11 protein-coding genes are annotated in these 13,627 nt (G+C 35.1%); 10 read left to right on the top strand and 1 reads right to left on the bottom strand.

Annotated elements, in window-relative coordinates:
* Positions 1-206 precede the first annotated feature (206 nt).
* The 7 genes from M983_RS06245 to M983_RS06215 all read left to right on the top strand — a co-directional run bounded on the left by M983_RS06245 (position 207) and on the right by M983_RS06215 (position 9,092).
* The gene (locus M983_RS06245; protein WP_066748730.1) at positions 207-1,319 is read left to right on the top strand and encodes an ElyC/SanA/YdcF family protein; all 1,113 of its coding nucleotides are present in this window, start codon (positions 207-209) and stop codon (positions 1,317-1,319) included.
* 359 nt (positions 1,320-1,678) lie between these two features.
* Positions 1,679-2,590: a VirK/YbjX family protein gene (locus tag M983_RS06240; RefSeq protein WP_167348674.1), complete on the top strand. Its 912-nt coding sequence runs from the start codon at positions 1,679-1,681 to the stop codon at positions 2,588-2,590.
* A 277-nt stretch (positions 2,591-2,867) separates the two neighbouring features.
* Positions 2,868-4,427, top strand: coding sequence for an alpha/beta hydrolase-fold protein (locus M983_RS06235; RefSeq protein ID WP_245684022.1), 1,560 nt, complete (start codon positions 2,868-2,870; stop codon positions 4,425-4,427).
* A 190-nt stretch (positions 4,428-4,617) separates the two neighbouring features.
* Complete coding sequence (gene phoA, locus M983_RS06230; RefSeq protein WP_066748723.1) at positions 4,618-6,057, top strand: alkaline phosphatase; 1,440 nt, start codon at positions 4,618-4,620, stop codon at positions 6,055-6,057.
* Positions 6,058-6,446: 389 nt separating this feature from the next.
* On the top strand, positions 6,447-8,081 hold the full coding sequence (locus M983_RS06225) for a Na/Pi cotransporter family protein (RefSeq protein ID WP_066748722.1): 1,635 nt from the start codon (positions 6,447-6,449) through the stop codon (positions 8,079-8,081).
* Positions 8,081-8,614, top strand: a complete 534-nt coding sequence (locus M983_RS06220; RefSeq protein WP_066748719.1) for a GNAT family N-acetyltransferase — start codon at positions 8,081-8,083, stop codon at positions 8,612-8,614. Before M983_RS06225 ends, M983_RS06220 begins: the two co-directional genes overlap by 1 nt.
* Before the next feature lie 217 nt (positions 8,615-8,831).
* Complete coding sequence (locus M983_RS06215) at positions 8,832-9,092, top strand: DUF1435 family protein (RefSeq protein WP_066748716.1); 261 nt, start codon at positions 8,832-8,834, stop codon at positions 9,090-9,092.
* 131 nt (positions 9,093-9,223) lie between these two features.
* Here M983_RS06215 and rsmC read toward each other — a convergent pair whose 3' ends face one another.
* A complete protein-coding gene (rsmC, locus tag M983_RS06210; RefSeq protein ID WP_066748714.1) occupies positions 9,224-10,240 on the bottom strand; it encodes a 16S rRNA (guanine(1207)-N(2))-methyltransferase RsmC in 1,017 nt (338 codons plus the stop codon).
* 128 nt (positions 10,241-10,368) lie between these two features.
* Between rsmC and M983_RS06205 the strand changes: the two genes are divergently transcribed.
* From M983_RS06205 to prfC, 3 genes are all read left to right on the top strand, one after another.
* Complete coding sequence (locus M983_RS06205) at positions 10,369-10,779, top strand: DNA polymerase III subunit psi (RefSeq protein ID WP_066748711.1); 411 nt, start codon at positions 10,369-10,371, stop codon at positions 10,777-10,779.
* On the top strand, positions 10,748-11,194 hold the full coding sequence (rimI, locus tag M983_RS06200; RefSeq protein ID WP_066748706.1) for a ribosomal protein S18-alanine N-acetyltransferase: 447 nt from the start codon (positions 10,748-10,750) through the stop codon (positions 11,192-11,194). Before M983_RS06205 ends, rimI begins: the two co-directional genes overlap by 32 nt.
* A gap of 718 nt (positions 11,195-11,912) precedes the next feature.
* Positions 11,913-13,502 carry a peptide chain release factor 3 gene (prfC, locus tag M983_RS06195; RefSeq protein WP_066748701.1) on the top strand — a complete coding sequence of 530 codons (1,590 nt, stop codon included), beginning with the start codon at positions 11,913-11,915 and terminating at the stop codon, positions 13,500-13,502.
* Positions 13,503-13,627: the final 125 nt, after the last annotated feature.

Raw genomic sequence — 13,627 nt, 5'->3', positions numbered from 1 at the left:
AAAGAAGGTGAACAAGGTTACTGAAAATTTATTTTTATCTCTTTATTATAGATATTAGGTATAGAACGGCAGAGGTGTATTACTCTGATTTCTTGGTGTGAGATCTCACACTGTCTTTCTATATAAGAATAAGAGCAGATAAAGCGACAGCGTATTTTCGTAAAAAGGACAAGATAATGGCGCAACCTTCCCGTATTTCTCTTCATATTAAAAAAACCGTACTTTCTTTGGCTTTCGTGACGTTAGGATTAAGTGCATCATCTAATGTATTCGCTTATCAAAAAGTGAATCAACCCGCTGAAAATTATGAACAATATACATCACAGCGACAAACCGTTGATACGTTGATCCAGGATGCATTAGATGCATTTAAATCGCCAGCTCGTGTATCTGATGCAGGTTTTACGGGAAAATTGCCATCAAATATGGAAGTTGTGGCACAAAAACTACAACAAGCTTATAAATTAGAACCTTATCGTTTAGATTTATTATTTAGTACAGCTAGTGCGTATATTTATAATAATGATGTTGAGCGTGCTATCACTATTTATAAGCAAATTTTAGAAGCCGCACCTGATGATATTGATGCGCTAATTTATATTACGTCATGGTCACGCTTTGAAGGCAAAGAAAAAGAAAGTGAAGCGTATTTCAATAAATTAAAATCATTAAATCCAGCAAAAGCGGATGAGTTAAAACGCTTTTTCGCTGAAATTGATCGCGTTAGTACCATGCCATTAAGTGATAAATTAACTGCGACTGATTTAGCGAAACTAAATAAAACAAAAGATAACAACGCGATTGTTACATTAGGTTATGCGTTAAATCCTGATGGTACGATGAATAAGATTTTAATAGATAGATTAAATAAAACCTTAGAAGTCGCTAAACAGTTACCTGAAGCCATGATTATTGTGACAGGTGGTGTGCCTAAAGCACATCAAACTGAAGGTAAACTGATGGCGGATTGGTTAATCAAAAATGGTATTCCAGCAGAGCGTATCTACCAAGATAACTATGCGCGTACAACCGTTGAAAATGCGTTATTTAGTCGTTATGCGTTAACCAAACACCGTATTAAAACGGCCGTTATTATTAGCTCAGGTAGTCATGTGCGTCGTGCTGATGCGATTTTCACATTAGCAAGTTGGCAAAGTGGACCAAGAAGTGATATCACCTATTTAACCGTCGTTGCAGCTGATAAACCCTTGGCAGAATTACAAAAAACCTCTAAATCGGATTTAAAAGGAATTTATCGAGATGGTTTAAAAGCCTTAGGATTATGGAGTTTTCGTAGTTATCCATTAGAAGAGCGTTGATAGAAATTAGATGTTTTCATAATGGAAAAGGCCCGAATAATATATTTGGGCTTTTTTAAACTAATAGGTTATAGCTTCTTCGCTTTTTAATCTAGCTGAGCTAGATTTAGGATTTATCTTCTTTCGACATATCGTTAATGATTTAAAGAGTGTTGATGACAATTTAAAATTGGAGTAACATTTTTATGAAGTAGTATCAGTATGTAATTGCTTATTTAATAGATAAACACAATGTTTATTCTTTAAACATAAATATATTAATTTCTGAAATAATAGAATATCTATACTATATTTTTGTAAATATTGTATAATTCTTATTGTTTATTTAACTTTAAAAACATATGAAAGTGGGATTTGTTTTGGAAAAAAGATCGTTTTTAAAATTTCTAATAGATATTCTATTTAATTTAACACCAAAGGATGGACAATGGAAAGAAAAAAAATATCGCAATAGATTTATTTTAAGATTAGCAACAAATCCTATATCAACAATAAGATACTTTCATAAATTAGTCTCGCTAGATGATTTCAATAAAATAATAAAAATTCAACCTAATCTGCCGGCTAAAATACAAAGACCTTATCTACATAAGTTTGGTAATTATGAAACTAGGGGAAATGATATAATAAATCATTATCAAATTGTTCACGAATTATCAACAAAGTGCAAGGATATCTTCTACTCTAAAGAACCTGTATGTATATCAAAATACAACGGGAAAAATAATGAAGAGTTTTCAATCTACTGCTCGCCTTCTCATTTTGATAGAGAAGGTGAATTAATGTTAACATTATATATGGCTAACATAGTTATATCTCAATTAACTTTTTCTTTTATAAAAAAAGATAATATTAATATTATCTTTATCGGAGCATTGCAAGGTGCACAGAAAAATATAGAACATAATGTTATTCAGCAAGCAACAAAGGCCAGTTATGGCTTGTTTCCTAAGAGGATAATAATAGAGGCTCTTTATTCAATATCAACATCTTGTTTTGTTTATGATATTTTAGCGGTAACTGAAACTAGTCATGTTTTTAATCATTTTTTATATAAAAATAAAAAAAGGAAAAAATTTTTAGCAGTGTATAGTGAATTTTGGAATTCAATTGGCGGTGTTCCTTTTTATAATTTTTATAAATTACCAGAAAAAATAAAGCGTAAAAACTTAGATGATATTGTTAGTAAAAAAAGGTCAGAATACAGAAAACGATATGCATTAATAGATCAAATTAACGACGAGATAACTTCATTGCTAATGAGTAAGTAATTTTATCTTACGTAATATCCGATAATTATTGGTTAGCAACTATGGTCGTTATATTTTAACCATAAATTATCATAGAAGTGTAATGCAAATGCATTGTATTGGTATGTGCTTTCAGATAAGGAATTTAAAATGAGAGTGGATAGGTTTAAAGAAAGACTATCAGGTCATCTTCTCATAAAGATTTATTACATTTAGCTACCACATTAAAAGATTCTAATAACTCCCTATTGAATTGATAACAATTATCATTACTATTATTCATAATGAGAAAAATAACGTGAGAGCTCCTCTGATTTTCTGTGCCTTAATGGCTTCTTTTCCTGCTTTTTCGAACTGTTTAACTTTAACGGAAGGTAAAGTGATAACAGGGCAGTTTAATAATAATGATAGTGAATGCTTTAGCGTAAATTTAACGCAAGAATACTATGTCGATCTTAATATCGAGGGGATACAAAATTTACGTTTAGAAAAACAGGATGGCACGCATATTCGTCGCCTATTAAAAGACGTGCCAGCTGATAGTCAGCAGAAAATCCGCTTCTTAGTACCTGAAACCGCAATCTATCAGTTAATTGCCCAAGGTAAAAAAGGTCAATCATGGCAATTAGAAGTAGCGCAAAAGCCTTATAAACCCTTGGTTGTTGATGTTGATGTGCCTATTATCAGCCCGCGTTTACAAGCGTTATCACAATCATTAACGGATAAAAATGTATATACTTTTTGGCTGGATATTCAAAAAAATGGTGGACCTTTAGTTGAACCTTATGATGAAACACAAAAACTAGTCACCTTTTTATGGCAAGGTGCGAAATCAAATGTTTATTTATTAGGTTCGCCTGATGGTAATCACGATCCCTTAGCGCGATTAGGTGATAGTGATATTTGGTATCGGAGCTATATCGTGCCTAATGATACCTTAATGCAATATAAATTAGCGCCTGATGTACCAAAAATTGAAAATGCAAAAGGATTTGAGCAACGTCGCGCTATTTTAACGACGGCGCAAGCTGATCCTCTAAACCCATTAGTTTCACCTAAAAAATCTGAAGATAGTTATAATCATTTCTCTTTATTATCACTAAGTAATCAACGTGAATGTCAATTACCAGATATTCTTAATAGAAAAATGGCAGGAAAAACAGAAGTCTTTCAATTTCACAGTGATATTTTGAATAACGAACGTGAAATTGCACTTTATCAGCCCGCTAAAAAGATGGAAGTACCTCGTATTTTAGTGATATTTGATGGGCAAACCTATCGTCGTGAATATGGCATTGATCGCTTTTTCGATAAAATGATCGAAGAAGGGCGTTTAGCACCAATGGCGATTTTATTTGTTGATAGTATTGATAGTGATCGTCGTAGTGTGGAGTTACCACCTAATCCTAATTTTTATCGTTTTTTAGCTGATGAGTTATTTGTATGGCTTGAAAAAGAAAAAGATCTTCATGTTTTAGCTGAAGAAACGATTGTTTCAGGATCAAGTTATGGTGGCTTAGCCTCTTCTTGGGTTGCGTTTAATCGACCCGATCGCTTTGGTAAAGTGCTAAGTATGTCAGGATCATATTGGTGGGCGCCTGAAAATGAAGAACCTGAGTGGCTTATTCGTCAATTCGCTAATGCAGAGAAAAAGCCGTTAACATTCTTTTTAGAAGCGGGATTATTTGAGACACAAGGTGATCTAGGTGGAATTTTAAATAATAACCGTCATCTTAAAAAGACACTAGAGCAAAAAGGCTATCCTGTGCAATCAATAGAAATGGCCAGTGGTCATGACTATATTTCTTGGTGTGAAACGCTCTATATTGGCGCTAAAGCATTAACAGAAAAAAATTAATTTTTATTGCTGTATTTAAGGTGCTTATATGTATTTGGGAATGTATAAGCATCTTTCATGTCACTAAGCTGTCATTAAGTTGTCATCAAAATGGCTTCTAGTCGTCATCTCACTGTCATTTACCTCCCTTAAGCTCATCCTGACTTAAAACATAAATCCTGTGTTACTTTTTGAGTGTAAGGAAAAAGCTATGTCTCTTCGTTATCAATGTTCTGTTTTATCAGTTGTTGTCACAGCATTACTCACTGGTGCTTCATTTTCTTCTTTTGCAGCACCAACAGCAGAAAGTGCAATTTTGGCAGAAGATCGCGCAGCAAAAGGCAATATCACAGAATTTGGTGGTGCTCGTCGTATGACGCAGGATCAAACTGAGGCTTTAAAAGCGGCTTTGCATAACAATACCGCTAAGAATGTTATTTTGTTTATTGGTGATGGAATGGGGGATTCAGAAATTACGGTAGCGCGTAATTATGCTGAAGGCGCTGGTGGCTTTTTTAAAGGTATTGATGCGCTACCTATCACAGGGCAATATACGCATTATTCATTAGATAAAAAAACGCAAAAACCAAATTATGTCACTGATTCAGCAGCATCAGCGACAGCGTGGTCTACGGGTGTAAAAACCTATAATGGCGCATTAGGGATTGATGTCTTTGGTAAGGATCACCAAACTATTTTAGAATTAGCTAAAGCCAATGGTAAAGCCACAGGTAACGTGACAACCTCTGAAATTCAAGATGCAACGCCAGCAGCGTTGATTTCGCATGTTACAGGACGTAAATGCTATGGCCCTACTGAAACACTAGAAAAATGTCCAACAAATGCGTTAGAAAATGGCGGAAAAGGCTCTATATCAGAACAATTATTAGTCGCGAGAGCGGATGTGACTTTAGGTGGTGGTGCGAAAAGCTTTGCTCAAACAGCAACCAGTGGTGACTACAAAGGACAAACCTTAGAACAACAAGCAATAGCGCGAGGCTATCAAGTCGTTAAGGATGCTAAATCGCTAGAAGCTATTACACAAGCGAATCAAGATAAACCTGTGTTAGGTCTATTTCATGATGGCAATATGAGTGTGGCATGGGAAGGGCCGAAAGCAACCTATCATGGCAATATCAATAATCCACCTTTAGAATGTAAACCAAATTCAAAACTCGATCCTAATGCACCGACTTTGGCTCAAATGACGCAAAAAGCGATCGATCTCTTAAAAACTAATGAAAAAGGGTTTTTCCTACAAGTTGAAAGTGCATCGATTGATAAGCAAGATCATAATGCCAATCCTTGTGGCCAAATTGGTGAAACTGTCGCATTAGATGAAGCTGTACAAATTGGTTTAGATTTTGCTAAACAAAATGGTGATACGTTGATTATCGTGACTGCTGATCATGCTCATTCTAGTCAAATTATTGAAGAAGGTGTCAAATCGCCAGGATTAACGCAAGCGCTTATCACCAAAGATGGTTCTGTGATGGTGGTGAATTATGGAAATTCAGAAAGTGATTCACAAGAGCATACTGGCTCACAATTACGTATTGCGGCTTATGGTCCTCATGCTGCAAATGTAACAGGATTAACAGACCAAACCGATTTGTTCTTCACTATGCGTGATGCAATGGGATTAAAGTAATCATTAATAATGGCTGATGAATCGTTAAATTATTAATACTATGTGTTGTATTTTTGTACGACGTTGAGATTGCCCCTCACGTCGTTTTTTTGTTGGTTGAAAATAAAATGATAATAAATCAACAAGTTATTTAAAGCCTGATTTTTAAAATAATATTTTTTCTGTTATAATCAACAGAATCCTTACAAATACTCATGTTACATTCTCAATTTCTCCATTGATTATTGTACTCGAATTACAATATCTTTTTGCTAATAACACACCCTGTTATTAGGCATACCAGCAACATTTTATTTCAGATATATTATTTACTCATGATCTTTCTCTTTTTATGAGATTGAAGGAGAACAGAGTCAAACAAACAACGATAAAAAAAGGTTCAAATTTCTATGCTGACACTGCTTCATTTGCTCTCATCCGTCGCTCTCCTTGTATGGGGTACTCATATTGTCCGAACTGGGATCATGCGTGTTTTTGGTTCTGATTTGCGGCGAATTTTAGGTAAAAGTATCAATAAAAAGTCCAATGCCTTTTTAGCCGGTGTTGGTGTCACGGCATTAGTTCAAAGCAGTAATGCAACGGCACTTTTAGTCATTTCGTTTGTGACTCAGGGATTAATTTCAATCACGCCTGCATTGGTGATTATGTTGGGCGCCGATGTGGGTACTGCGCTAATGGCGAGAGTTTTAACGTTTGATCTCTCGTGGTTATCACCACTATTGATTTTAATTGGGGTTATCACGTTTCTTAGTCGAAAAAAAGAAAGAGTTGGGCAATTAGGGCGTGTTGGTATTGGTCTGGGATTAATTATCCTTGCTTTACAGCTTATTGTGTCATCAGCAGAGCCAATTACCCATGCAAGCGCAGTACAAGCCATATTTACTTCTTTAAGTGGTGATACAGTATTAGCGTTGCTTGTCGGTGCCTTATTTGCAATGGTCAGCTACTCAAGCCTTGCTGCTGTGTTATTAACAGCAACATTGGGTGCTACAGGATTAATGCCATTATATATCAGCTTATGTATTGTTATTGGCTCGAATATCGGAAGTGGATTATTAGCCTTGATGAGTAGTCGAGGTCAAAGTGTTATCTCACGCCAAGTTGTACTCGGTAGTTTATTCTTCAAACTTATTGGGGCGCTAATCGTTTTACCTTGGATAACGATTATTGCGACAAAAATTCAGGAATACCATTTTTCACCAGCTGAAGTCATTATTTACTTCCATGTGATTTACAATTTAGTGCGCTGTATTTTGATGTTGCCTTTTGTCGGTGCAATGTCCAAGTTATGTCAGCGATTGATTCCTGAAGTTCCAACTGCAGAAAATGAAACTGCACCACGTTATTTAGATCAATCAGCTATTGATACTCCTTCACTTGCTATTGCTAACGCAGTAAGAGAATCATTACGATTAGGGGATGTTGTAGAGCAAATGTTGCAACGTTTTCAAGCATTAATGGAAGGTGATCGTCTTCAAAAAAGAGAGATAAGCCAGTTAGAAGAAGAAGTTGAATTGCTACATAGCAGTATTAAATTGTATATGGCGCAAATTCAACAACATGATCTTGGTACTGAAGATTCTCGTCGTTGGGCTGAAATTATTGATACCGCGATGAATTTACAGCAATCTTCCGCCATAATTGGCCGCATGTCATCAGAAGTGGTGAATAAAGGTTTAAATCATCACTTATTTTTATCGGAGGAAGGACGTCGTGAATTACAGACACTCCTTGAGCGTCTGCAAAGTAATCTGAATCTGGCGATGTCGGTTTTTGTTTCCGGCAATATGGAGCATGCTCGAAAATTACGTCGAGCTAAACATCGTTTCCGTTTACTCAACCAACGTTACTCGTTTGCACATGTAGAACGGCTTCATTTGCATAATATGCAAAGTATTGAAACCAGCTCATTGCATACTAGTTTGTTGGGTGATATGAAACGGTTGAATTCCTTGTTCTGCGCTGTGGCATACCACGCACTAGAACGAAGTGAATCCTCTTCAGAACAGGTTAATCTTCAATAATGAAAAAAAATATTCGTCAATTAACAAGAAATGAAATACCTCAAGTTTGGGAAATTGATAGAACAGAATTGATTGAAAAGCTTTATGTATTAGAAAACGATCAGTTAGTTTTATCAAACCAACGATTTGATATGAAAGGATGGCCTGAGGGCGAAGCTGAGCATTACACTCCTATTTTATTTGAAAGCGCTGATAGAGGAGCACCATTCTGGGGTGTATTTGAAAACGGTAGATTGCTAGCAGTCGCGAGTGTCGATCCTAAATGGCGAGGCCAAGAAGGAAATTTACTCCAGCTCTCATTTCTTCATGTCAGTCATCAACAAAGAGGAAAAGGCTTAGGCCGAATATTATTTGATTATTGTGTGGAATATGCAAAAAAAAGAGGGGCGAAGGGGTTATATATCTCATCTACGCCATCAGAAAATAGTGTTAACTTTTATCAAAAAATGGGATGTCGCTTGTGTTTAACTCCTGACCAAAAGCTTTATGAACGAGAGCCTGAAGATATTCATTTGGTTTTTAATTTTTTATAAAAGTAGCATATTGATTTTCTATATATAAATTAGTAAAAAAATAATTCGCCTTATCGGTTAAAGACCGGTAAGGCGTTTTTGTTATATATCTTATTACCTATTATACTTAACCCTTTAAAAAATAAGGATATAAGGATTACTTTTTTTCTTGATATCAATCAAATTAGTGGATATGCTACATTGTAATGAAAATCATTATCATTAAATGGTGGGTGTCATGTCTAAATCAACACGTTTACCTCAACCCGTTTCTTGGACATCTCGGATAAGTTTATGGCAGATGTTAGCGGTTTCTTCACTATTGACGGTTGTTACACACTCAATCGCTGGCGTTGCCGCATATACACTGGTATTAGTTATCTCAATGTTGCTTTCAACATTGATGCTTTTTCATAAAAAATTACAGATGTGGGTGATGATCCCTGCTGGCGTTGTATTGACATATAGTCTGATAACGTTGCTGACTTCGTATAATTAGTGCGATATGGCAAAATAAAACGCAATCTTACAATCAATCAGTATTAAATAAGTATCAAATAGCTATTCTGTCACACTTTGATATAAAAATAAGTTGCCCCGCCTAAATACACATCAGAACAGGGCTCATCATTAATTTTTCTTTGTTGCTTGGTAAACGCGGAATTTACCTGTACTTGCTAGCACCTCATGTGAACCAAAAACATTATCGAGAATATCTTGGTAAGGTAAAAATGCATTAGCTACAATGCGCAATTTACCGCCTTTCTTTAGATAATTCGGCGCTAGACGAATAATATCTTCAGCTGCTTGGTAACTCGTATCTAATCCATTATGAAATGGCGGATTTGAGATTATCCAATCATAGGTTTCTTCTATAGCAGAATAGACATTACTCGCAATAACACGGCCTTCTAATTCATTTACATTTAATGTTGCAATGCTCGATGAAATTGCCGCTGCGTTCACATCAGATAATGTGAGTTTTAGTATTGGATTTTTCTTACCTAATACTGTGGCAAGCACTCCACATCCACATGCCATATCAAGTAAATCGCCAACCATAACGTCATCAAATGTTGAGAGTAATAATTTGCTACCCTCATCTAGGGCATTTTGGCTAAAAACACCAGGCAATGACATAATGGTAAGATCGTCATAACGATAAGTTTGCCACCAATTATTCTTATCAAAAAGCGTCTGATAAGTTTGTGTACCAAAAAAAAGACTACAGCGACGAGCTGAATCGACTTTTTTCAATTTAGTAATCCCATCCATTAACTCAACTGCGCTTTTAACGCCACTACGATTCTCACCTACGATAAAAATATCAGTTCCTACTTGTAAGTTAGAGCAGAGGCTACGCAATTGGAATGTGGCTTCATTTTTATTTTTAGGCCAAAAATAGATAAGTGTGTCGCAATATTTTATAAATGACTGATCGGCGACTAAACCAAAAAAGGCATTATCTTCCATCGTTTTTAATAACGGCAACCATTGATGATACTGGTTTGTAAATGCTCTAACACTTTTCGCTTGTATTTGCGATGCTAGAGTATCTTGGAGATCGCCTGCAATAAGGACATGTTTATCCGTAAAATGATCTAAATGGCGAAGAATGACTTCGCTTGCAGGGGAGAGTGAGGACATTATGATTATTACTCCTTAAAAAACATAAGGCTCATGATATCAGATATAAAGAAACTGGCGCTAATTATTGGCGTAGTTTATGCCCTCTGATACTATGTGCGTTGTTCTATACTTGATAGGTAAGCATAATGAGCCGTAAAGACAGAATGTTATCCCAACTTGGAATTCGTCAGTGGGTACTTCGTAAGCCCGCCGTACTTAAAGGCGAGCATTCTGTGCAATTACCGGATACCACTCGTTTACTTATCATCACTGAAGAGACTATTGATCTAAATAACGGGTTTTTTTCTGATATTTTTAGCTCCATGGGGATAGATAAAAGCGAAATTTACTGTATTACACCTAATGATGTGAGCATGTTCACAGAAGTAGCTCATCTACCTTGTTGGTTACTAGGTACCGATATCATTCTTCCCGCTGAATATACTTCGTTGAGAAGCCCTTCGTTACATCAATTATATTTTGATGCTGATGCTAAACGCAGTCTTTGGAAACAAATTTATCAATATGAAGACTATTTTACCGTTAGACCAAGCTGATTTACCTTTAGCGTGGCAAATTGAAAATTTAAGTCATTTATTTCCTTGGAGTGAGAAAACGTTTTATAGTAACCAAGGAAATCATTATTTTAATCTAAAAATTTGCGTTGATAATATTATTGTAGGATTTGCCATTACGCAATTAATATTAGATGAAGCTACGCTTTTTAATATTGCTATTCATCCTGATTATCAAGGCAAAGGATATGGTAAAACACTTTTACTTGAATTAATTGAAAAGCTTGAGGAAAAAAGTATCTCTACTTTGTGGTTAGAAGTAAGAGAGTCGAATGAAAAAGCAATGCATCTCTATGAATCTATAGGATTTAATTCAGTCTCAGTTCGTAAGAATTATTATCCAACAAAAACAGGTAAAGAAGATGCGATAATTATGGCTTATCCAATTTCTTTCTAATTAAATATTAAATTAAGTGAAATTTAAAACGTCTTATTTTAGGCGTTTTATTTTTTCTATTTTAAATTAAATGTTAAATTCTGCTTGGTTTGATTTATATTTTAAAAAATAGATAATTCATTAATTGAAATTTTAATAAAAATTTCACTTTAGCCTTTGGTTCTTCATCATAATCTATTAAATTGAGATTAAAAATATTAAGTAAATAGACTTTAATATTTAGTTTTTATATTCAATCCTTCTTTTATCCTAAAATAAACAAGGTAATTTTTTACTTTATTAATATGATTTATCTATGTTTATAGTGGTTTAATAATTGTTAATCCTCAACTTGTTTCGCTGTAATAATAGAAAAAGTCTAAAGTTAATTAAGTTGAATTTTTACGTATAAAAAAGACTTTATTTCAACAACATATTTTGATATTGGCTTGATGAAGAAGGCAAAGCAATCCTTTGAATAAGCTAGTGTTGTGATTATGACTATAAATTATGAATATTATTATCTATCATGAATACTATGCATCAACCTCACTAACAGCTAAAATAGCTCCTATCGATTGTTTATACCGACAAGATAGGCGAAAATAAACGCCAATTAAGATTAACTTACGGGTTGAATGTCTCTATCGCCACTTAACTATTGATTATAAAAATAATTTAGTTATAGCAGTACTGGCAACATTCATTCATCCGTCTATCAACCAGAAGATTGCTATTGATGTCTAATCCTATTTTTCAGCAAGAAGTTGCTCGTCGTAGAACTTTTGCCATTATTTCTCACCCCGATGCGGGTAAAACCACTATCACTGAAAAAGTGTTGTTATTCGGACAAGCTATTCAGCGTGCAGGGACTGTAAAAGGGCGTGGTTCAAATCAACATGCAAAATCTGACTGGATGGAAATGGAGAAGCAACGTGGTATCTCTATCACTACATCAGTCATGCAATTCCCTTATGCCGATTGCCTTGTCAATTTACTTGATACCCCAGGACACGAAGATTTCTCTGAAGATACTTATCGTACATTAACCGCCGTTGACTGTTGTTTAATGGTAATCGACTCTTCTAAAGGGGTTGAAGATCGCACGCGTAAATTAATGGAAGTGACTCGTTTACGTGATACACCAATTCTAACGTTTATGAATAAATTAGACCGTGATATTCGCGATCCGATGGAATTAATGGACGAAGTTGAAAACGAGCTAAAAATTGCGTGTAGTCCAATTACCTGGCCTATTGGATGCGGTAAGATGTTTAAAGGGGTTTATCATATTTTAAGAGATGAAACCTACCTTTATCAAACAGGGCAAGGTCATACTATTCAAAATTCTCGTGTCATTAAAGGATTAGACAATTCTGAGTTAGATGAAGCTATTGGTGATGACCTTGCTGGTCAATTACGTGATGAGCTGGAGTTGGTTTTGGGGGCATCACATGAATTCGATCAAGATGCATTTTTATCAGGAGAATTAACCCCAGTCTTCTTTGGTACTGCATTAGGTAACTTTGGTGTAAACCATATGCTTGATGGTTTGGTTAAATGGGCACCAGCACCAATGCCACGTAAAACAGATGTACGTGAAATCACAGCATCAGAAGAAACATTCTCTGGATTTGTTTTTAAAATTCAGGCGAATATGGATCCTAAGCACCGTGACCGTGTTGCATTCTTACGTGTTGTTTCGGGTATGTATGATAAAGGTATGAAATTACATCAAGTTAGAACGAAAAAAGATGTTGTTATTTCTGATGCACTAACCTTTATGGCAGGCGATCGTTCTCATGTTGAGCATGCTTATCCTGGTGATATTATTGGTCTACATAATCACGGAACCATTCAAATTGGTGATACCTTTACTCAAGGCGAGATTTTGAAATTTACGGGTATTCCAAACTTTGCACCAGAACTTTTCCGTCGTATTCGTCTACGTGATCCGCTAAAACAAAAGCAATTACTTAAAGGTTTAGTGCAGTTGTCTGAAGAAGGTGCTGTTCAAGTCTTTAGGCCACTCGCTAATAACGATTTAATTGTTGGTGCTGTAGGTGTTCTCCAGTTTGATGTTGTGGTTGCTAGATTGAAAAGCGAATATAACGTTGAAGCAATTTACGAATCCGTTAATGTCTCTACTGCGCGTTGGGTTGAGTGCAGTAATGATAAGAAACTTGAAGAATTTAAACGTAAAAATGAGCAAAATTTAGCATTAGATGGTGGCGATAATTTATCTTATATTGCACCAACAATGGTTAATTTAAATCTAACTCGTGAGCGTTATCCTGATATCGAGTTCCATCAAACTCGTGAACATTAATTGCAAAGTAAATATACTTATTAATTAATATAAATATACTTAATCAAATTTAGTTATTATTTTTTGAAAGCTCAATATTCACATTGATATTGAGCTTTTTGTTTATAAAATGATATTTTTTTTGT

The organism is Proteus myxofaciens ATCC 19692, assembly GCF_001654855.1.
Lineage (GTDB): Bacteria > Pseudomonadota > Gammaproteobacteria > Enterobacterales > Enterobacteriaceae > Proteus > Proteus myxofaciens.
Note: the sequence above shows the minus strand (reverse complement) of the source record. Positions and strands in the feature narration are given on the sequence as shown.

Coding starts and splice junctions, on each gene's coding strand:
- phoA (WP_066748723.1), top strand. CDS start 4,618: ATGTCTCTTCGTTATCAATGTTCTGTTTTATCAGTTGTTGTCACAGCA.
- prfC (WP_066748701.1), top strand. CDS start 11,913: ATGTCTAATCCTATTTTTCAGCAAGAAGTTGCTCGTCGTAGAACTTTT.
- M983_RS06205 (WP_066748711.1), top strand. CDS start 10,369: ATGAGCCGTAAAGACAGAATGTTATCCCAACTTGGAATTCGTCAGTGG.
- M983_RS06220 (WP_066748719.1), top strand. CDS start 8,081: ATGAAAAAAAATATTCGTCAATTAACAAGAAATGAAATACCTCAAGTT.
- M983_RS06225 (WP_066748722.1), top strand. CDS start 6,447: ATGCTGACACTGCTTCATTTGCTCTCATCCGTCGCTCTCCTTGTATGG.
- M983_RS06215 (WP_066748716.1), top strand. CDS start 8,832: ATGTCTAAATCAACACGTTTACCTCAACCCGTTTCTTGGACATCTCGG.
- rsmC (WP_066748714.1), bottom strand. CDS start 10,240: ATGTCCTCACTCTCCCCTGCAAGCGAAGTCATTCTTCGCCATTTAGAT.
- rimI (WP_066748706.1), top strand. CDS start 10,748: ATGAAGACTATTTTACCGTTAGACCAAGCTGATTTACCTTTAGCGTGG.